Below are 19659 nucleotides of genomic sequence, written 5' to 3' on the forward strand. Positions count from 1 at the left end.
GGTCGAGCGGGGGAACACAATGCTCATCACGGACGATTTCCTGCCCGTACCGGTTCCGGAGTCGCTGACCGCGACCTACCTGGTACCCACGTCCGGCGGGGTCGATCCGGCCCCGGCCGAGGCGGTGGCGGCGCTGGGCGGCCGGCTCGCCGGACCCGTGCACGACCTCGCCCGCCAGATGCTGGACAGCCCGCTCATGACGGTCGAAACCCGGCCGGTAGCCGAGTTCCCGCACCTACCGCCGGACCTGCTCACCGCGTTCGGCGCCACCGAGACCCAGCTGGCCCGGCTGGAGGCGGCCAGCGAACTGGTGGTCGTCCAGGCCAGCTACCGGCCCGGCTGGCCACCGGCACACGAGTGGGCGGCCCGTACGGTCGCCAGCGCGATCGCGGAGACGCTCGATGCCGACGTGGTGGACGTGTTCGCGTTGCAGTTCCTCGACCCCGCCACCGCGCTGCGCTCGCTGCCGGACGCCGAGGGTCGGGTACGACTGATCGACTGGGTGCTGGTGCCGTACTCCTCGGACGAGGGTGGGCTCTGGTTCACCACCAAGGGGCTGCGCCGGTTCGGGCTGCTGGAGTTGCAGGCCCAGTCGGTGCCGACGCATCTGACCCGGGCATGGGGTGCCGTGATGACCGGGGTGTCCCGCCGGCTGCTCCGGGCCTGGACCGACGGGCTGTCCGACAGCGAGGTGCCGGCCTTCGTGCAGCTTCCGGTGGTCACTTCGGTCACCGGCCACGACATCGCGGTCGCGTACGGCAACCCGCAGCAGCACGACACGACCGGGCCGGCGTCGCTGCGGCTGGAACTCGACCCGGCCACCGATCCCGACGCCGACTCGTTCCTGAGCCTGTTGCCACCCGTCGGCCATCCCGGCCCGGCCGGCCGGTACTTCGCCGCCGTCTGTGCCGCCCTGTTCGGCGCCACCCAGTCCGACGTCCGGTACGCCCGGCCGGACGACGCGATGGCCCGGGCGGTCGCGACCGCCCGGGACGGGCTGCCGGGGATCCGGGAGCGTTTCCTCGCCGGTGACCTGCCGGACGGGGTGCAGTTGCTGGTCAAGTACGGCCTGCCGACCGACGAGGGCCCGGAGTTCGTCTGGGCCGGGGTCACCTCCTGGGCGACGGCCGAACGGATCCTGGGCGCCAGTGCCAGCGACGCCACCGCCGATCCGGCGGTCCGGGTCGGCCAGCCCGTCGTGGTGGACGTCGTCGACGTGGTCGACTGGGCCCTGCTCGACGCGTGCGGTGTGGTGGAGGGCGGCTGGACCCAGGCCGTACTCGACGCCGGGGACCGCTCACAACGCTGACTGGGGTGGCGGGTCGGCCCGGAGCCGGGCAGTATCAACGGTCGTGATGCCGCCCCCGCAGGCACAGCAGGTACTCGACAGCTACCTGGCGATCGTGGACACCGAACTGCCCGGCCAGCTCGAAGGCCTCTACCTGGTGGGTTCCGTGGCGCTGGACGACTTCCAGCCCGGGGCCAGCGACGTCGACTTCGTGGCGGTGACCGCCGACCCGCTGTCGGAGGAGGCCGAGGCCGCTGTGGCCCGTACGCACGCCGCTGTGTCGCGGCGGCACGCCCGGCCGCATTTCGACGGCTTCTACGTGACCTGGCGAGACCTGGCGGCGGACCCGTCGCTCGCCGAGTCCGCCCTGGACGCGCACGAGGGCCGGGTACGGCGGCGCGGCCCGGGCGGGTGCGATCCGGTGGCCTGGCACACCCTGGCCGGCCACGGCGTGCCGGTACGCGGACCGCGCCGCGAGGACGTCGAGGTGTGGACCGACCGGAGGACGCTGGCGGCCTGGACCCACCGGAACCTCGACGACTACTGGCGGGTTTGGCTGGACCGCAGTTCGCGGCTCGGGTCCCGACCGGGGCTGGTCGGGCTGACGTCCTGGGGGGCGGTCTGGGGCGTACTCGGAGTCAGCCGGCTGCACTACACACTGGCGACCGGCGAGATCACCTCGAAGACCGGCGCCGGCCGGTACGCCCGGAAGGCGTTCGACCCGAGGTGGCGACCGATCGTCGACGAGTGCCTGCGGATCCGGTGCGACGGCAGGGACGGACGCGGCACGGACGGGAACGGCGGGACGTACCGGAGCGCGTTCGCCCGCCGCCGCGACATGCTCGGCTTCGTCGCGATGGCCATCGACGACGCCCACCGGATCGGCTGAGCCCGGCCGCCCCGTCCCGGCGACCAGACCGGCGCTACTTCACCGAGGGGTCGACGAACGGCGGGCGGACCACCTCCATCGCCGCGCGGCGCCCCCGAACGTCGACCTCGACGTGGTCGCCCTGGCTCAACCCGGCCGAACTGTCCAGCAGGGCGAGGGCGATCCCGACCTTGCGGGTCGGCGAGAAGGTCCCGCTGGTGACCGTGCCGACGCCGGCATCGGCGGACAGCACCGTCATGCCGGGCCGGGGAATGCCCCGGTCCAGCGCCACCAGACCCCAGAGGGTGCGCCGCGCCCCGGCGGCCCGCTCGGCGAGCAGTACCTCCCGGCCCCAGAACGCCGGCTTGTCCCAGCCGACCGCCCAGCCCGACCTGGCCTGCACCGGAGTGATCTCCAGGGACAGGTCCTGGCCGTGCAACGGGTAGCCCATCTCGGTCCGCAGGGTGTCCCGGGCGCCCAGCCCGCAGGCGCGGATCCCGTACGGCTCACCCGCCGTGAGGAGCGCGTCCCAGACCGTGGTCGCCGCCTCGGCCGGAACCACCAGTTCGTACCCGTGCTCGCCGGTGTACCCGGTGCGGCAGACCACCAGCGACACCGGTCCACCGGCCGGGGTGGCACCGAGTTCGGCGGCGGCGAAGCTCAGGTCGGCGGTGGAGAAGCTCATGTAGTCGTGTCCGGTCGGCAGCCCGAGCGCGCCGAGCACATCGGCCGAGCGTGGCCCCTGGACCGCCAGTACGGCGTACGCGTCGTGCTCGTTGGTGACCGTGATCCCGGCCGGGGCGGCGGCGCGCAGCCGACGTACCACCTCGGCCGTGTTGGCGGCGTTCGGGATCAGGAAGACGTGCTCGGGGCCGTACAGGTAGGCGATGATGTCGTCGACCACCCCGCCGGAGGACTCGTCGCAGCAGAGCGTGTACTGCGCCCGCCCCGGCCCGATCCGCCCCAGGTCGTTGCTCAGGCAGGCGTTGACGAAGTCCGCCGCACCCGGGCCGGTGATCCGGGCCTTGCCCAGGTGGGAGACGTCGAACACACCGACCGCGGAACGGACCGCCGTGTGTTCGCGGAGCACTCCGCCACCGGCGTACTCCAGGGGCATGGACCAGCCGCCGAAGGCGGCGAACTTGGCGCCCAGCGCGATGTGCCGCTCGTGCAGGGGCGAGTGGCGCGGCTGGTCGGCGGACGGCTCCGGGATCTCTCCGGTCACGTAGGTCGCGTCGGTCATGGGTCGCAACCTACCTGCGATCCCGCACCTGGTTAGCATCGGCGGGATCCTTCCGGCGGACCGTCGGCGGGACAGCCCATTCGTCCGGCGGGTAGGTTGCGCCGGAGACCATTTTCGCCGGCCCGCACACGAGGCGGCCGGCCACGCCCGCCCGGAGCCGCGCAGTGACATCGCCCAGCACCACCCTCAGCCTGGTCGACACCGACCCCGCCGAACTCGCCGTCGACGCCATCGTCATCGGGCTGCACAGTCAGACCACGAGCGAGGAGGGGTCCCCGGCGTCCACCGGCTTCGCCTCGACGCTGCTCCTCGCGACCGGCGCCGAGAGTATCGCGGCAGCGTTCGACGGCCGGCTGACCGAGACCCTGGCGCTGCTGGGCGCCACCGGCGGCCCGGGCGAGGTGATCAAGCTCGCCACCCTCGGCACGATCACCGCGCCGCTGGTCGTCGCGGTGGGCCTGGGGCCGGAGCCGACCGGCGCCGCCCCGGCGCCGGAGACCCTACGCCGGGCCGCCGCCGCCGCGATCCGGGCGCTTGCCGGCGCCGAGCGGGTCGCGCTGACCCTTCCGGTGCCGGACGACGAGGACGCGCCGGCCGTGCTGCGGGCCACCGCCGAGGGCGCGCTGCTCGGCGCGTACCGGTTCGCCGGCTACAAGACCCGCCCGCAGCCGACCCGGCGCCCCCCGGTGACCTCGGTCGCGGTGCACGTGCCGGACGCCGGTGACGAGCGGGCGCTGGCGGAGATCACTCGGGCCGGGGTGGTGGCCCGGGCCGTCACCCAGACCCGGAACTGGGTGAACACCGCGCCGAACGAGCTGCGCCCGCCGTCGTTCGCCGACTCGGTCGCGGCGGCGGCCCGGGAGGCCGGCCTCGGCGTGGAGGTGCTCGACGAGCAGGCGCTGGCGGACGGCGGCTACGGCGGCATCCTGGCCGTCGGACTGGGTTCGTCGGCACCGCCCCGGCTGGTGAAGCTCTCCTACGACCCGGCCGGCGCCGGCTCGGACAAGCCGGTCAAGCGGGTCGCACTGGTCGGCAAGGGCATCACCTTCGACACCGGCGGCGTCTCGATCAAGCCGGCTCAGGGCATGTGGGAGATGAAGTCCGACATGGCCGGAGCGGCGGCGGTCGCCGCCACGATGCTGGCCATCGCGGAGCTGCGGCCGGCGGTCGCGGTGACGGCGTACCTGCCGATGGCCGAGAACATGCCTTCGGCCACCGCGTACCGGCCGGGCGACGTGGTGACGATGTACAACGGCAAGCGGGTCGAGGTGCTGAACACCGACGCCGAGGGCCGGATGGTGCTCGGGGACGCGATGGCGCGGGCGTGCGAGGACGGCTGCGACTACCTGTTCGAGACGTCCACGCTCACCGGCGGCCAGGTGATCTCCCTGGGCAAGCGGGTGGCCGGGGTGATGGGTACGACCGAACTCTGCCAGCGGGTGCAGACCGCCGGTGACGCCACCGGTGAGCCGACCTGGCCGATGCCGCTGCCGGACGACGTCCGCAAGGGGATGGACTCGGACGTCGCGGACATCTCCCAGGTCAACGCCTCGATGGACCGTGCCGGGCACATGTTGCAGGGCGGCGTGTTCCTGCGCGAGTTCGTCACCGACGACGTGGCCTGGGCGCACATCGACATCGCCGGCCCGAGCTACCACTCCGGCGAGCCGACCGGCTACTGGACCAAGGGTGGCACCGGGGTTCCGGTCCGGACCCTGCTGGAACTCGTCGACGACATCGCCGCCAACGACTGAATCGGATCATCCCCGCCGATCCGGCGCCGGATCGGGGGCTGCCGACGCCGGGTCGGCGTGTCCGTGCCCCGATCGGCCGGGTGGTGCCGGTCACAAATCGCGGTCGCGGTCAGTCGGCCGACCGCTTGCGGCGCTCGTTGAAGTCGCGCATCCGCTGCGGGTATCCCATCAGCCGGACGTCGTAGACCGGGATCGCCATCCGGTGGGCGAACCGTCGGGCGCCGTCCGGGCCGTCGATCCGGCGCCGGGTCCACTCACCGTCGTGCGCGATCAACATCACCGTGGTCTCGGTCACGGTCGTCCGGGGTTCGATGAACGCCTCGACACCCCGCCTCGATCTGACAAACTGTTCGAGATGGTCGACGTCCGCGCGGCTGGCCGGACGATCGCCCGCCGTGACAACCGCCTTCTTCCGTCGGCGAAACCAGGCCACCGGATCGTCTCCTCCCCGCCACACGCGTCCCGCCGGTAACTGGCGACTCCGGCAAGCGTACGTCCCGACAGCGTGTCCTTGCGCACCCCGACGTGTCCTTGGGCACCTCGGTACGCGGCCCGCTTCCACAAGTGACAAGATGGCCGAGGTGGTCTCTCCCCGGTCCGAACTGGTAGTCCGGGTAAAGTCCACGCCCCTCCGGCCGAAAGGCGTCGACCGGGGGCGGTGGTATGCCCGGTTGACCGGCATCACCCTCGTAGCAGCGACGCGACCTGGGAGTTAACTGTGAGCGAGCCGAACGGCGAGACCTTCGATGTCGTCATTCTCGGAGGTGGCAGCGGCGGGTACGCGGCGGCGCTGCGCGCCGTGCAGCTGGATCTGTCCGTAGCGCTGATCGAGAAGGGCAAGCTGGGCGGTACCTGCCTGCACAACGGCTGCATCCCCACCAAGGCGCTGCTGCACGCGGCCGAGATCGCCGACCAGACCCGCGACTCCGAGCAGTTCGGCATCAAGGCCGAGCTGGTCGGCATCGACATGTCCGGGGTCAACGCGTACAAGGACGGCGTGATCGCCCGGCTCTACAAGGGCCTGCAGGGCATGATCAAAGGCGCCAAGATCACCGTGGTGGAGGGCGCCGGCAAGCTGGTCGGCCCGAACACGGTCGAGGTCGACGGGGCCCGGTACACCGGCCGCAACGTCATATTGGCGACCGGCTCGTACGCGCGTACCCTGCCCGGCCTGGAGATCGACGGCGAGCGGGTGATCACCAGTGACCACGCGCTGACCCTCGACCGCGTGCCGGCCTCGGCGATCGTGCTCGGCGGCGGCGTCATCGGCGTCGAGTTCGCCAGCGTCTGGCGCTCCTTCGGGGTCGACGTAACGATCATCGAGGCGCTGCCCCGGCTGGTGGCCGCCGAGGACGAGGAGTCCTCGAAGGCGCTGGAGCGGGCGTTCCGCAAGCGCGGCATCACCTTCAAGACCGGCAAGCGTTTCGAGAAGGTGGAACACACCGAGTCGGGCGTCAAGGTCACCATCGAGGGTGGCGACACCTTCGAGGCCGAACTGCTGCTCGTCGCGGTCGGTCGCGGCCCGGTCACCGCCGACCTCGGGTACGAGGAGCAGGGCGTCAAGATCGACCGTGGCTTCGTACTGACCGACGAGCGACTGCGTACCGGCGTACCGAACGTCTATGCGGTCGGCGACATCGTGCCCGGCCTGCAGCTCGCGCACCGGGGCTTCCAGCAGGGCATCTTCGTGGCCGAGGAGATCGCCGGACGCAATCCCGCCGTGATCGACGAGAACGGCATCCCGAGGGTCACCTACTCCGACCCGGAACTGGCCTCCGTCGGGCTCACCGAAGCCCGGGCGAAGGAGCAGTACGGCGCCGACAAGATCAAGACGTACAACTACAACCTCGGTGGCAACGGCAAGAGCCAGATCCTCAAGACCGCCGGGTTCGTCAAGCTCGTCCGGGTCGTCGACGGCCCGGTGGTCGGCCTGCACATGGTCGGCGCGCGGGTCGGCGAGCTGGTCGGCGAGGCGCAGCTCATCTTCAACTGGGAGGCTTACCCGGCCGAGGTGGCGCAGCTCATCCACGCCCACCCCACCCAGAGCGAGGCGCTCGGCGAGGCCCACCTGGCCCTGGCCGGCAAGCCGCTGCACGCCCACGCCTGACCACAGATTTTCCGCGGCACCCGGTGGCGACCGGGGGCAGGATCGCAGAGGCCACGAAGGAGTCTTGAAAGATGCCGGTATCGGTCACCATGCCCCGGTTGGGCGAGAGCGTCACTGAGGGCACCGTCACCCGGTGGCTGAAGCAGGAGGGCGACCGGGTCGAGGTCGACGAGCCCCTGCTCGAGGTTTCCACCGACAAGGTCGACACCGAGATCCCCTCCCCGGCCGCCGGTGTGCTGGCCCGGATCGTGGTGAGCGAGGACGAGACCGCCGAGGTCGGCAGCGAGCTGGCGGTGATCGACGGCGAGGGCGAGTCGACCGGCGAGACCGCCCCGGCACAGCCGGAGCAGGCCGAGGCCGAGCCGGCCGTGGCGGAGCAGGAGCAGGCCGCACCGGCCGAGACGGCGCCGCCGGCCGAGACCCCCGCGCCGAGCGGCCAGCAGGAGCAGGCCGAGCCGGAGACCGTGGCGGCGCAGACCGCGCCGGCCGGCGACGGTGGCACGGTGCTCAAGATGCCGGCGCTGGGCGAGAGCGTCACCGAGGGCACGGTCACCCGCTGGCTCAAGGAGGTCGGCGACACCGTCGAGGCCGACGAGCCGCTGGTCGAGGTCTCCACCGACAAGGTGGACACCGAGATTCCCTCCCCGGTCGCCGGAACGCTGCTGGAGATCCGGGTCGGTCAGGACGAGACCGCCCCGGTCGGCGCCGACCTGGCGGTGATCGGGGCCGCCGGCGGCGCACCGGCCAAGCAGGCCGAGCCGGAGAAGGCGGCCCCGGCCGCCGCTCCCGAACCGGAAAAGGCGGCCGCCGCTCGCGCACCGGAGAAGCCGGCCGCCGCTCCCGCACCCGAGAAGCCCGCCGCACCGGCCCAGGCACAGGCGGGTGCGTCGTACCAGGCTCCGGCACCGGAGACCGAGCGCTCCGACCAGCCGGCCCGGACCGAGCAGGCCGCCACGCCGGCGCCCGCACAGGCGTCCGCACCCGCGCCGACCGGCGGGCAGGCCGGCAGCGAGAACGGCGCCGGGTACGTCACCCCGCTGGTCCGCAAGCTCGCGGGCGAGCAGGGTGTCGACCTGTCGACGCTCTCCGGCAGCGGCGTCGGCGGCCGGATCCGCAAGCAGGACGTGCTGGCGGCGGCGGAGCGCGCCAAGGCCGAGCGCGCCAAGGCGGCCCAGCCCGCACCGCAGGCCGCCGCGCCCGCCGAGCCGGCCGCGAAGGCTCAGCCGAGCCCGTTGCGCGGCAGCACCCAGAAGATGACCCGGATCCGTTCCGTCATCGCCAAGCGGATGCAGGAATCGCTGCACGAGTCGGCGCAGCTCACCACCGTGGTCGAGGTCGACGTCACGAAGGTGGCCAAGCTGCGGGCCAAGGCCAAGGACAACTTCCTGCAGCGGCACGGGGTGAAGCTGTCGTTCCTGCCGTTCTTCGCGCTGGCCGCGGTGGAGGCGCTGCAGACCTACCCGGTGGTCAACGCCCGGATGGACCTGGACGCCGGCACGATCACCTACCCGGAGGCGGAGCACCTGGGCATCGCCGTGGACACCGAGCGCGGCCTGATGGTGCCGGTGATCCACAACTCTGGCGATCTGAACCTGGCCGGCCTGGCCCGACGGATCGCCGATCTCGCCGAGCGGACCCGCACCAACAAGATCAGCCCGGACGAGATCGCGGGTGCCACCTTCACGCTGACCAACACCGGCAGCCGGGGTGCCCTGTTCGACACCCCGATCGTGCCCGCGCCGCAGTCGGCGATGCTGGGCACCGGCGCGGTGGTCAAGCGCCCGATGGTGATCACCGACCCGCAGCTCGGCGAGGTGATCGTGCCGCGCTCGATGGTCTACCTGGCGCTCTCCTACGACCACCGGCTGGTCGACGGCGCGGACGCCGCCCGGTTCCTGACGGCGGTCAAGGAGCGGTTGGAGGGCGGCCAGTTCGAGGCCGAACTCGGGCTGTCCTGATCCAGCGGAACCTTCTCCAGGGGCGTCCGGCCGGTGGCCGGGCGCCCCTGAGCCCGTCCGGGAGCCTGGTCGACAGCGAGCCGAGGCGCCCGGCACGGCACGTCTGGGCGAAGATACCGGGATGCGCATCCTGGTCGCCGGCGCGTCCGGCTTTCTCGGTACCCGTCTGACGGATCTGCTCCGGACGGAGGGCCACGAGGTGGTCCGGCTGGTCCGGCGGCCCTCCCGCACCGCGGACGAGGTCCAGTGGGATCCCGGCACCGGCCAGCTCGACCCCGCCTCGCTGGCCGAGGTTGCCGCGGTGATCAACCTGGCCGGCGCGAACATCAGCGAGCGGCGCTGGAGCGGCGGCTTCAAGGACGTGCTGCGGAGCAGCCGGGTCGACACCACCGCCACGCTGGCCAGGACGATCGCCGGACTGCCGGCACCACAACGGCCCCGGGTCCTGCTCAACGGCTCGGCGATCGGCTGGTACGGCGACACCGGCGACCGGCCGGTGGAGGAGGACGCGCCCGCCGGTGACGGCTTCATGGCCGACCTGTGCCGGGTCTGGGAGGCGGCGACCGCTCCCGCCGAGCAGGCCGGCGTCCGGGTGGTACGGCTGCGCAGCGGCCTGCCGCTCGACCGGGCGGACGGCTTCCTCAAGCCCCAACTGCTGCCGTACCGGCTCGGCATCGCGGGCAAGTTCGGCAACGGCCGGCAGTGGATCCCCTGGATCTCGATGGCCGACTGGCTGGCGGCGGTCTCCTTCCTGCTGACCCGCGACGACATCGCCGGGCCGGTCAACATCGTCGGTCCGACGCCGGTGACCAATGCCGAGTTCACCCGGACGTTGGGCCGGACGCTGCACCGGCCCACCGTGATGCCGGTGCCCGGGATCGCGCTGCGGATTCTGCTCGGCGAGATGTCGACCGAGGCGCTGCGCAGCCTCCGGGTGCTGCCCGGCGTGTTGGACCGGGCCGGGTTCCGGTTCGCGCACCCGGACCTGGACAGCGCCCTGCGGGCCGCGCTGCACACCGGATAGGCCGCGCCGCGCGCCGCGAGCCGGCGCCGCAAGGCTGGCGGGTCGATGACGCCCGCCGGCCCTCGGATCCGGTCGAACGGAGTCGAGGGCCGGCCGGACCGGGTCCTCAGCAGTCGCGCAACTCCGGAGACTGGTTACGAACCTGCGCGAGCGGCGAGACGAATCGCCGGTACGTCGCCCCACCCACCGCCCCCGGTTTGAACGCGGCCACCCGATGGCAGTTCTGGAACGCGAGCCGTACCCCGAAGTGGCGCTCCAGACCGCTCCGGATGGCGTCGCTGGCCAGCGCACGGAGCAGTTGGCCCCGGTGCGCCTCGGTCGGTGGCGGGACGGCGTGGTCGGCGTAGTCGGCCGTGGTCGAGTGGGCTCGCGCCGACACCTCGGAGACCACCGCCCAGGCATACGGCAGGGATCGTCGGACACAGTCGACGAACTCGTCGTCGTCGACCCGGCCGGCTTCGGCCCGCTCCAGCAGAGCGGCGGGTACGTCCAGGGACATCTCTTCTCCTCCTGTTGCGATTGCGGTTGGGATCGATCCGGGGTGCGGCTCGATCCGGGTGGGGATCGAGCCGGAGCGGATCAGCGGACCGGCACCTCGGGGCCGGGCACGAATTCGGGGTCGACCTGTCCGGCCAGGTCCTCGCCGACCCGGTCGTTCGCCCAGGCCACCGCGTTGCGCAGGTGGAATTCCACCGCGTGCCGCTGGTAGCCGGCCCAGTCCTTGAGCTGCGCGTCGACGGTCGTCCGGAGCAGGTCCAACGCCGCCCGGTTGGCCGGTTCCAGTGCGTCGATCGGTTCCGGTGCGCCCCGCTCCGCGCCCTTGACGTAGCGGGACCGGGTCAGCCAGGTGAGCAGGTCGGCCCCGACGTGCTGACGCAGGAAGTCGACGTCGGACGGGTCGTCGATCTTGTTACCGACGACGAAGACCCGGACGCCGTACTCGCGGGCGTGGCCGACGTACTGCCGGTAGACGCCGACGCTGCGCAGGGTCGGCTCGCAGACCAGGAACGTGGCGTCGAACCGGGTGAACAGCCCGGAGGCGAACGAGTCGGCCCCGGCGGTCATGTCCACCACGACGTACTCCCCCGGGCCGTCGACCAGGTGGTTGAGCAGCAGTTCCACGGCGCCGACCTTGGCGTGGTAGCAGGACACCCCGAGGTCTTCGGCGCCGAACGGGCCGGTCACCGCGAGGCGGACGCCGCCGACCTCGCGGACCAGCGCGGCGTAGATCGGGTTGACGCCGTCGACCGGAAGGAGTCGGGAGCCGCGCCCGGGTGGGGTGGTCTTGACCATCGCCGCGGCCGAGGAGATGCGGGGGTTCTCGCCGCGCAGGTACTCCTTGATCTCCGCGAGGTGTTCGCCGAGGGCCGGCAGCCGGGCCGCCTCGGCCTCGGTCGCGCCGAGGGCGGCGGCGAGGTGCTGGTTGATGTCCGCGTCGATGGCGAGCAGCGGTGGTCGGCCGCCGTCGACCGGGTCGGCCTCGGCCAGATACCGGGCGAAGAGGGCGGCCAGGGTGGTCTTGCCACTGCCGCCCTTGCCGACGAACGAGATCTTCACGGTACGGGTCCTCCTGTGCGCTCCACGACGTTAATCCAATTGGAAATCATTTCCATCAGTTTCGTCAAGGCTGCCCGGATGCTCGGCGTGTCGGCGCCGGGTTGGTAACCTGCGGCCCGTGCCGCTCTCCTCGTCCGCGCTCGCCGGGCCGACCCCGCAACCGTCGACGCCACAACCGTCGACGGCGCCACCGGCCGACCGCCCGAACCGGCGCCGGGCCGACCTGCTCGTCGCGGCCGTCGCGATCATCGGCGCGTTCTGGGTCACCAGCGGACTCTGGCTCGACCCGAACGGCCGGGCGATCACGGTCAACTCCAGCGACCAGGCACTGTTCGAATGGCTGCTCGCGTACGGGGCACACGCGCTCAGTCACGGCCAGAACCCGTTCTTCACCGACCTGCTGAACGTGCCGGACGGGGTCAACCTCGCGGTCAACACCTCGGTCACGGTGTACGCGGTCGTCTTCGCCCCGCTGACCTACCTGATCGGGCCGCCGGCAACATTCCTGGTGGTGCTCACCGCCAACCTCGCCGGCACCGCGTTCGGCTGGTACTGGCTGCTCTCCCGGCACCTCGTCCGCAGCACCCCGGCCGCCGTGCTCGGCGGGCTGTTCATCGGGTTCGCGCCGGGGATGGTCGCGCACGCCAACGGCCACCTGAACTGGAGCGCCGGATGGGTGGCACCGATGCTGCTCTGGGGCGTACTCCGACTGCGCCAGCCCGGCCGATGGCTACGGAACGGCCTCCTGCTCGGCGTACTGGTCGCGGTGGCGTTCTCGATCGCCGCCGAGGGACTCTTCTTCACCGCGCTCGCCTGCGGAGTGTTCCTCGGCACCTGGGCACTGGACCGGGGCCGGCGAGCCGAGGCCAGAGCCCTGCTGCCGACCTTCCTGCGCGGGCTCGGGGTCACCGCCGTCGTGGCGTTCGCGCTGCTGGCGTACCCGTTGTGGATGCACTTCCTCGGCCCGCAGCGGTTCCACGGCACGGGCTTCGATCCGGTCATCCACGCCGAGGACATCGCCGCGTACGGGGCGTATCCGCAGCGGACCCTGGCCGGACTGGCCGGACTGGACACCTCGCTGGCGCCCAACCCGACCGAGGAGAACTCCTTCCTCGGACTGCCGCTGCTGGTACTCGCCGTGGCCTGTTTCGGTCTGCTCTGGCGACGCGCCGAACCGGGGGGCCGGGCCACCCTCCGGGCGCTCGGGGTGACCGCGCTGGTCTTCACCGTGCTCTCCTGGGGACCCCGGGTGAAGATCTTCGAGGCACACACCGACATTCCACTGCCGTACGCCCTGCTCGGACACCTACCGGTGTTCAACGCGGCACTGCCGTCCCGGCTGGCCCTGGTCGTGGCGCCGGTCGTCGGGCTGCTGCTCGCGCACGCCGTCGACCTGCTCCGGAGCACTCCGCTGTCCCGGCGGGCCCGAAACGGCTGGCTGGCCGGCTTCACGGTGGCGCTGCTGCCGCTCTTCCCGGCGACCCTGCTGACCGTGCACCGCGACCCGGTCCCCGAATTCATCACCTCCGGCACCTGGCGGCAGTACGTCTCCCCCGGCGGCGTACTGACCCCGCTGCCCCTCACCCTGGACCTGGCCCCGGACGGGCAGCGCTGGCAGGCGTACGCCCTGGCGCACCGGCAGGGCGAGTTCGCCATCCCGGCCGGCTTCTTCCTCGGGCCGGGCGGCCCGGACGGGCGCGGCCGGATCGGGCCGGTCCCCCGGCCCACCGAGACGCTGCTGATGGAGGTGGCCCGGACCGGCGAGGTGCCGACCATCACCGACGCGGACCGGGCCACCGCGCGCGCCGACCTGCGGCATTGGCGGGTACAGGTGCTGGTGCTCACCCCCGAGGCGCACGGTGCGAAGTTCCCGATCCGCTGGGAGCGGGTGCTCGAGGTCGCCACCGAACTGTTCGGCCCCCCCGAGCAGGTCTCGGACGTGTGGCTCTGGCGGGTCTCGTCCTGACCCGCCGAGCACCGCGATCCTTCGGCCCGGCCCCTCCGGCCGAACCGATCGCCCCCGGGACTGCCGGGGGTCGTTCAGTGTCCCGCCGTGACGCCGAGCGCGTAGGCCGCGCCGACCAGGCCGCACATGGTCAGTGCGACCAGCCGGAACCGGCGTTGCAACCCGGGCAGTTCGGCGGGCAACGCGAAGACCCGGCGCGGCCAGCCCCGCCAGGAGACCCACCAGAACAGCCCGGACGCGCCGGCCAGCAGGGCCGCCTTCACCGCCAGCACCGTCCATCCGGTGGCCGACCGCTCCTGCGCGAGCAGCGCCAGGGCGAGCCCGGTCACCCAGAGCACGCCGATCAGGCCGGTCACCGGCCAGCGGTTGCCGTGGGCCAGAATCCGCTGCGCGTCCTCCACCCGCTGTGGCTCCTCCGCCGGTGGTGCGTCGACCATCCGGGCCAGCTTGGGCTGCACCACGAACAGGCTGTAGGCCATCGACCCCAGCCAGAGCGCCGCAACCCCGGCGTGTACCAGTACGACCACCGCCCGCACCGTACCCATCCGGGCATCATGCCCGGATGGGTACACCTGTGCCGCCCCCGTGACCCCGGCTCCGTGGGCCGAGCAGCGGCGGTGACTCCGGCCACGTAGCGGAGCGACCGGCCGGTAGCGAACTAAGCTGGGCTACGTGACCAGCACAGTTGCCGGGTTGACCAGCGTCCGGGTCGGCACAATCGACTACCTGACCGGCTGGGACGAGCAGCGTCGGGTGCACGAGGCGGTGGTCGCCGGAGAGCGCCCCGACACCGTCCTGCTACTCGAACATCCCAGCGTCTACACCGCCGGCAAGCGCACCGAGCCCTGGGACCGGCCGATGGACGGCACCCCGGTGATCGACGTGGACCGGGGCGGCAAGATCACCTGGCACGGGCCCGGACAACTCGTCGGGTACCCGATCATCAAGCTGCCCGGGGCGGACAGTGGCCTGCCGGTGGACGTCGTGGCCTTTGTCCGGCGTACCGAGCAGATGCTCCGGGACGTCTGCGTCGAGGTGGGGCTGACCAGCGCCGGTTTCGTCGAGGGTCGCAGCGGGGTCTGGGTACCGGCCGACGAGCGGGGACCGGAACGCAAGGTGGCCGCCCTCGGCATCCGGGTGGCCCGGGGCGTGACCCAGCACGGCTTCTCGATCAACTGCGACTGCGACCTGTCGGCGTTCGACCGGATCGTCCCCTGCGGCCTGCGGGACGTCGGCACCACCTCGCTGAGCGCCGAACTCGGCCGCCCGGTAACCGTCGCCGAAGTCCTCCCGGTGGTCGAGCGCCACCTTCCTACGCTTCTTGGTTGATCTTGGTTAAGAAGGGGCCCTTCTTCTACTGAAAACGATAAGAAGGGGCCCTTCCTTTCACGGGGTGAGGCGGTGCAGGTCGCGGGGGAAGGCGGCGACCTCCCGGACGTTGCCGGCGCCGAGGAGGCGGGCCACCAGGCGTTCCAGGCCGAGTGCGAAGCCGCCGTGTGGGGGCATGCCGTGGCGAAAGGCGTCGAGGTAGGAGGTGTAGGGCGTCTCGTCCTCGGCTCGGGCGGCTAGTGCTTCGAGGTAGTCCTGGTGGCGGTGCAGGCGTTGGCCGCCGGTGACCAGTTCGACGCCTCGGAAGAGCAGGTCGAAGCCGTTGGAGTATGCCTGGGTCGGTGCGCCCGACGGGGCGTCCGTGGTGGCGGGGTGGGTGTAGAAGGGGCGTTTCGCCATCGGGTAGCCGGTGACGAAGAGGAAGTCGGAGTGGTGTTCGGTTCGGGCCCACTCGCCCAGGGCGCGTTCGTGGGCGGGGGCGAGGTCGGGCTCGTCCGGCGGGGCGCCGGCGATCGCCAGCGCCTCGGTGAAGTGCACGGCGGGGATCTCGGGCGGGACCGGGGGTAGCGTGACGCCCAGCGTGGCGAGCGCGGTGGTGGCCCGGTCCTGGAGCTGTTCGAGCATCCCGGCCAGGACGGCGCGGAGCAGTTCCATCACGTCCCGGTGGTCGGTGACGAAGCCGAACTCGACGTCGAGCGAGGTGTACTGCGCCAGGTGCCGGGTGGTGTCGTGCGGCTCGGCCCGGAACACCGGTCCGACCTCGTAGACCCGTTCCAGCACACCGACCAGCATCTGCTTGTAGAACTGCGGCGACTGGGCCAGGTAGCCGGGTCGGCCGAAGTAGTCGATGGCGAAGACGTTCGCCCCGCTCTCGGTGGCGGAGGCCACGATCTTCGGGGTGTGCACCTCGACGAAGCCCAGCCCGTCCAGGGTGGATCGGAACCCGGCCACCAGCGCCGCCGAGACCCGGAGCGCGGCGGATCGGGTCGGGTGGCGCAGCGCCACCGCCGCGTGGTCGAGCTGGGTTGGCAGGGCGGCGGTCAACTCCGGCCGGTACACGTCGAACGGTGGCGGCACGGCGGGGTCGCCGAGCGGCCGTACCGTGGGCCCGACCAGCTCGACCCCGGCGGGCGCGGCCGGGTTCCCGACCACCCGGCCGGTCACCTCGACCACCGACTCCTCCGGCAGTTCGGCCAGCCGGGTCCGGAGGTCGGCATCGGTCACCACCACCTGGGCCAGGCCGGTGCCGTCCCGGACGATCAGGAACGTCACGGACTTGAGCTGTCGGCGGCGGTGCACCCAGCCGGCGACGGTGACGGTCGCGCCGATGTGCTCGGGCAGGGACGTGGTGCCAACGCGGGACATCGGTGGTACTCCTCGACTTGTCGCGACGCCCGCGACCGGTGTGGTCCGCGGTACGTCGAGCGGGCCCCGGGGAGTGTGGGCGAGCGGGAAACTCGCGGTGCCACCACACCTTCACCACCGGCGGTACGGCCGGCGGCCTCGTTCACGGCCCGTGTCGTCGGGCCGGACGGCGGGTTCTACGCGGGCGCCGGAGCGCCGTTCTTCCCGCAGCTCGGGAGGGTCTTCCCAGCCCCGGCCGGAGATCACCTTCCAGCAACGGTGACTCTCTGGACTCCGGTGGTCGAGGTGGTACTCGGCTCCGTCATCGCGTCGACGGCAGCGTAGCCACGCCCGCCGGAGCTTCGGTAGCGAATATCCGCTTTGGCGTGAGTGGCATCACCCGGCTCGACGCGTGAGCCCGGTCGCCTCTGGTCGATCGACCGGGCCGTTCCGCGTAGGCTCGGATTCGTGACCATCGAGCACACCGCGCCACCCACCGCCGCCGAAGTCGGACGGGTGAGCGTCGTGACCGCACCGGAAACCCGTACCGGTACTTCCGGCATTCCCGGCAATCCTGTCGCTCCGGAGGGACGCCGGCTGCTGCGGGTCGAGGCCCGCAACGCCGCGACTCCGATCGAGCGCAAGCCGCCGTGGATCAAGGTCAAGGCGAAGATGGGACCCGAGTACACCCAGCTCCGTGGTCTGGTGTCCCGGGAAGGGCTGCACACGGTATGCCAGGAAGCCGGCTGCCCCAACATCTACGAGTGCTGGGAAGACCGGGAGGCGACCTTCCTGATCGGCGGCGACCAGTGCACCCGCCGGTGTGACTTCTGCCAGATCGACACCGGCAAGCCGGCCGACTTCGACGCGGACGAGCCGCGCCGGGTCGCCGAGTCGGTGGTCGCGATGGGCCTGCGGTACGCCACGGTCACCGGCGTGGCCCGGGACGACCTGCCGGACGGCGGCGCCTGGCTCTACGCCGAGACGGTCCGGCAGATTCACGGGTTGACCCGGCGGGACCAGCCGGCCGCTGCCGGCGAGGGCGCGGTCGGCGCCCTGGACGCGCTGCCGCACTGCGGCGTGGAGTTGCTGATCCCCGACTTCAACGCGAACCCGGCGCAGCTCGCCGAGGTGTTCGGCTCCCGCCCGGAGGTGCTCGCGCACAACGTCGAGACCGTGCCACGGATCTTCAAGCGGATCCGGCCGGCGTTCCGGTACGAGCGGTCGCTCGACGTGATCACCCAGGCCCGGTCCGCCGGGCTGGTGACCAAGTCCAACCTGATCCTCGGGCTCGGCGAGGAACGGGCCGAGATCTCCCAGGCCCTGCGCGACCTGCACGCGGCCGGTTGTGAGCTGATCACCATCACCCAGTACCTGCGTCCGACCCCCCGGCACCACCCGGTCGAGCGGTGGGTCAAGCCGGAGGAGTTCGTGGAGCTGCGCGAGGAGGCCGAGGAGATCGGCTTCGCCGGGGTGATGAGCGGACCGCTGGTGCGCTCGTCGTACCGGGCCGGCCGGCTGTACCAGCAGGCCATCGAGGCCCGGACGGTGCCGGCTCCGGCCGCGGCGCGGTAACCGCTCCCACACCGGCCTCCACCGGCCCTTTTCCGCCGTTTCGCCGGGGCTCGACGGCCCTGTGGCGCAACGGACTCGACGTGTTGAACCGTGCTAGATTCCGGCCGTCCTCTGCCGGGTGGTTGCCGGCGACACGTCGAAGGTGATGAATAGAAGTATGACAGCACCCCACACCGTAATCATCGGAGCCGGCCCGGCTGGCCTGACCGCGGCGTACGAGCTGACCAAGCGGAACGCCACCGTCGAGGTGTTCGAGGCCGACGACGTGGTGGGCGGGATCAGCCGGACCGTCGAACGTGACGGATGGCGTTTCGACATTGGCGGGCATCGCTTCTTCACGAAAGTGCCCCAGGTCGAGGCGCTCTGGCACGAAATCCTGCCCGACGAGGACTTCCTGCTCCGGCCCCGGATGAGTCGGATCTACTACCGCGGCAAGCTGTACGACTATCCCCTCAAGGCCGGCAACGCACTGGCCAACCTGGGCATCCTCGAGGCACTGCGCTGCGTCGGCTCGTATCTCTGGGCCAAGGTGTCGCCACCGAAGGACCAGTCCCACCTCGCCGGCTGGGTGACCGCCCGGTTCGGCCGACGGCTGTTCACGCACTTCTTCAAGACCTACAACGAGAAGCTCTGGGGCGTACCCGCGACCGAGTTGTCGGCCGACTGGGCGGCACAGCGGATCAAGAACCTCTCGCTCTCCAGCGCGGTCCTCAACGCGCTGCTGCCCAAGCGCAACCAGAAGGACATCACCAGCCTGATCGAGGAGTTCAACTATCCGAAGTACGGCCCCGGGATGATGTGGGAACGCTGCGCCGAGCACGTGGAGAAGCGGGGTGGCGCCGTCACCCTGAAGACCGGGGTGAGCGCCGTGCACCGGGCGGACGGCCGGGCGGTCGCGGTCACCGTCACCGGCCCGACCGGCGAGCGCCGGGTGCCCGCCGACCACGTGGTCTCGTCGATGCCGATCTCGCATCTGGTGCTGGCGATGGACCCACCCGCCCCGCCGGAGGTCGTCACCGCCGCGCGGGAGCTGTTCTACCGCGACTTCCTGACCGTCGCGCTGGTGGTGCCCGAGGAATTCAGCTTCCCGGACAACTGGATCTACATCCACGCTCCGGAGGTCAAGGTCGGGCGGATCCAGAACTTCGGTTCCTGGTCGCCGTACCTGGTCAAGGACGGCCGGACCTGTCTCGGACTGGAGTACTTCCTCAATCTCGGCGACGAGCTGTGGAACAGCCCGGACGCCGACCTGGTCGCGCTCGGCACCGCCGAGTTGGAGCGGCTCGGTCTGGTCCGCCCCGGCTCCGTCGAGTCCGGATACGTGGTCCGGATGCCCCGGGCGTACCCGTTCTACGACTTCGCCTACCGGGACAACGTCGCCACGATCCGGGCCTGGCTCGAGACCGAGGTCCCGAACGTGCATCCGGTCGGCCGGAACGGCATGCACCGCTACAACAACGCGGACCACTCGATGATGACGGCGCTGCTGTCGGTGTCGAACATCCTGGACGGCACCGACCACGACGTGTGGGAGGTCAACGTCGAGGAGGAGTACCACGAGGAGAAGACCCCGGGCGAGCACGGCACCGGACGGGCCGCGCCGGTGCTGCCCCGCGACCGCGTACCCGGCTGACCTTCCGCCGTAC

The 19659-nt window shown here is 71.7% G+C and carries 16 protein-coding genes; 10 read left to right on the plus strand and 6 right to left on the minus strand.

Annotation, left to right across the window (positions count from 1 at the left end):
• Positions 1 to 19 precede the first annotated feature (19 nt).
• Together ACFP2T_RS30920 and ACFP2T_RS30925 are read left to right on the plus strand one after the other, a co-directional pair.
• Positions 20 to 1309 (plus strand): DUF2314 domain-containing protein, encoded by a 1290-nt coding sequence (locus ACFP2T_RS30920; protein WP_377427925.1) that lies wholly within the window; start codon positions 20 to 22, stop codon positions 1307 to 1309.
• Positions 1310 to 1355: 46 nt separating this feature from the next.
• A complete protein-coding gene (locus tag ACFP2T_RS30925; RefSeq protein WP_377427927.1) occupies positions 1356 to 2177 on the plus strand; it encodes an aminoglycoside adenylyltransferase domain-containing protein in 822 nt (273 codons plus the stop codon).
• 34 nt (positions 2178 to 2211) lie between these two features.
• On the opposite strand, the gene gcvT is transcribed toward ACFP2T_RS30925, so the two are convergent.
• The gene (gene gcvT, locus ACFP2T_RS30930; RefSeq protein WP_377427929.1) at positions 2212 to 3399 is read right to left on the minus strand and encodes a glycine cleavage system aminomethyltransferase GcvT; all 1188 of its coding nucleotides are present in this window, start codon (positions 3397 to 3399) and stop codon (positions 2212 to 2214) included.
• Positions 3400 to 3563: 164 nt separating this feature from the next.
• Here gcvT and ACFP2T_RS30935 point away from each other — a divergent pair, with 164 nt between their 5' ends.
• Entirely contained in the window at positions 3564 to 5153 is a 1590-nt protein-coding gene (locus ACFP2T_RS30935) for a leucyl aminopeptidase (protein WP_377427931.1), read from the plus strand.
• 109 nt (positions 5154 to 5262) lie between these two features.
• Here ACFP2T_RS30935 and ACFP2T_RS30940 read toward each other — a convergent pair whose 3' ends face one another.
• Positions 5263 to 5586 carry a hypothetical protein gene (locus ACFP2T_RS30940; RefSeq protein WP_377427933.1) on the minus strand — a complete coding sequence of 108 codons (324 nt, stop codon included), beginning with the start codon at positions 5584 to 5586 and terminating at the stop codon, positions 5263 to 5265.
• A 285-nt stretch (positions 5587 to 5871) separates the two neighbouring features.
• Between ACFP2T_RS30940 and lpdA the strand changes: the two genes are divergently transcribed.
• From lpdA to ACFP2T_RS30955, 3 genes are all read left to right on the plus strand, one after another.
• Positions 5872 to 7260, plus strand: a complete 1389-nt coding sequence (gene lpdA / locus ACFP2T_RS30945; RefSeq protein WP_377427935.1) for a dihydrolipoyl dehydrogenase — start codon at positions 5872 to 5874, stop codon at positions 7258 to 7260.
• A 71-nt stretch (positions 7261 to 7331) separates the two neighbouring features.
• Positions 7332 to 9218 (plus strand): 2-oxoglutarate dehydrogenase, E2 component, dihydrolipoamide succinyltransferase, encoded by a 1887-nt coding sequence (sucB, locus tag ACFP2T_RS30950; protein WP_377427937.1) that lies wholly within the window; start codon positions 7332 to 7334, stop codon positions 9216 to 9218.
• Positions 9219 to 9339: 121 nt separating this feature from the next.
• The gene (locus tag ACFP2T_RS30955; RefSeq protein WP_377427939.1) at positions 9340 to 10242 is read left to right on the plus strand and encodes a TIGR01777 family oxidoreductase; all 903 of its coding nucleotides are present in this window, start codon (positions 9340 to 9342) and stop codon (positions 10240 to 10242) included.
• A 106-nt stretch (positions 10243 to 10348) separates the two neighbouring features.
• On the opposite strand, the gene ACFP2T_RS30960 is transcribed toward ACFP2T_RS30955, so the two are convergent.
• Together ACFP2T_RS30960 and ACFP2T_RS30965 are read right to left on the minus strand one after the other, a co-directional pair.
• Entirely contained in the window at positions 10349 to 10741 is a 393-nt protein-coding gene (locus ACFP2T_RS30960) for an SCO5389 family protein (RefSeq protein WP_377427941.1), read from the minus strand.
• Between the two features lie 80 nt (positions 10742 to 10821).
• Positions 10822 to 11799 (minus strand): ATP-binding protein, encoded by a 978-nt coding sequence (locus tag ACFP2T_RS30965; protein ID WP_377427943.1) that lies wholly within the window; start codon positions 11797 to 11799, stop codon positions 10822 to 10824.
• Positions 11800 to 11917: 118 nt separating this feature from the next.
• Here ACFP2T_RS30965 and ACFP2T_RS30970 point away from each other — a divergent pair, with 118 nt between their 5' ends.
• The gene (locus ACFP2T_RS30970) at positions 11918 to 13765 is read left to right on the plus strand and encodes a DUF6311 domain-containing protein (RefSeq protein WP_377427945.1); all 1848 of its coding nucleotides are present in this window, start codon (positions 11918 to 11920) and stop codon (positions 13763 to 13765) included.
• A gap of 74 nt (positions 13766 to 13839) precedes the next feature.
• Here the strand turns inward: ACFP2T_RS30970 and ACFP2T_RS30975 are convergent, their stop codons facing one another.
• Positions 13840 to 14310: a hypothetical protein gene (locus ACFP2T_RS30975; protein ID WP_377427946.1), complete on the minus strand. Its 471-nt coding sequence runs from the start codon at positions 14308 to 14310 to the stop codon at positions 13840 to 13842.
• Positions 14311 to 14437: 127 nt separating this feature from the next.
• Between ACFP2T_RS30975 and lipB the strand changes: the two genes are divergently transcribed.
• Positions 14438 to 15094, plus strand: a complete 657-nt coding sequence (gene lipB, locus ACFP2T_RS30980) for a lipoyl(octanoyl) transferase LipB (RefSeq protein ID WP_377427948.1) — start codon at positions 14438 to 14440, stop codon at positions 15092 to 15094.
• 57 nt (positions 15095 to 15151) lie between these two features.
• On the opposite strand, the gene aspS is transcribed toward lipB, so the two are convergent.
• Positions 15152 to 16459 carry an aspartate--tRNA(Asn) ligase gene (aspS, locus tag ACFP2T_RS30985; RefSeq protein WP_377427950.1) on the minus strand — a complete coding sequence of 436 codons (1308 nt, stop codon included), beginning with the start codon at positions 16457 to 16459 and terminating at the stop codon, positions 15152 to 15154.
• Positions 16460 to 16906: 447 nt separating this feature from the next.
• Here aspS and ACFP2T_RS30990 point away from each other — a divergent pair, with 447 nt between their 5' ends.
• Both ACFP2T_RS30990 and ACFP2T_RS30995 read left to right on the plus strand, forming a co-directional pair.
• Complete coding sequence (locus tag ACFP2T_RS30990; RefSeq protein WP_377427952.1) at positions 16907 to 18013, plus strand: lipoyl synthase; 1107 nt, start codon at positions 16907 to 16909, stop codon at positions 18011 to 18013.
• Positions 18014 to 18170: 157 nt separating this feature from the next.
• The gene (locus ACFP2T_RS30995) at positions 18171 to 19646 is read left to right on the plus strand and encodes an NAD(P)/FAD-dependent oxidoreductase (protein WP_377427954.1); all 1476 of its coding nucleotides are present in this window, start codon (positions 18171 to 18173) and stop codon (positions 19644 to 19646) included.
• Positions 19647 to 19659: the final 13 nt, after the last annotated feature.

It is taken from the genome of Plantactinospora solaniradicis (genome assembly GCF_042658085.1).
Taxonomy (GTDB): Bacteria; Actinomycetota; Actinomycetes; order Mycobacteriales; family Micromonosporaceae; genus Plantactinospora; species Plantactinospora solaniradicis.

Excerpts from the sequence above, each read along its gene's own strand:
- ACFP2T_RS30920 (WP_377427925.1), top strand. The coding sequence starts at position 20 with ATGCTCATCACGGACGATTTCCTGCCCGTACCGGTTCCGGAGTCGCTG.
- ACFP2T_RS30925 (WP_377427927.1), top strand. The coding sequence starts at position 1,356 with ATGCCGCCCCCGCAGGCACAGCAGGTACTCGACAGCTACCTGGCGATC.
- gcvT (WP_377427929.1), bottom strand. The coding sequence starts at position 3,399 with ATGACCGACGCGACCTACGTGACCGGAGAGATCCCGGAGCCGTCCGCC.
- sucB (WP_377427937.1), top strand. The coding sequence starts at position 7,332 with ATGCCGGTATCGGTCACCATGCCCCGGTTGGGCGAGAGCGTCACTGAG.
- ACFP2T_RS30955 (WP_377427939.1), top strand. The coding sequence starts at position 9,340 with ATGCGCATCCTGGTCGCCGGCGCGTCCGGCTTTCTCGGTACCCGTCTG.
- ACFP2T_RS30960 (WP_377427941.1), bottom strand. The coding sequence starts at position 10,741 with ATGTCCCTGGACGTACCCGCCGCTCTGCTGGAGCGGGCCGAAGCCGGC.
- ACFP2T_RS30975 (WP_377427946.1), bottom strand. The coding sequence starts at position 14,310 with ATGGGTACGGTGCGGGCGGTGGTCGTACTGGTACACGCCGGGGTTGCG.
- aspS (WP_377427950.1), bottom strand. The coding sequence starts at position 16,459 with ATGTCCCGCGTTGGCACCACGTCCCTGCCCGAGCACATCGGCGCGACC.
- ACFP2T_RS30995 (WP_377427954.1), top strand. The coding sequence starts at position 18,171 with ATGACAGCACCCCACACCGTAATCATCGGAGCCGGCCCGGCTGGCCTG.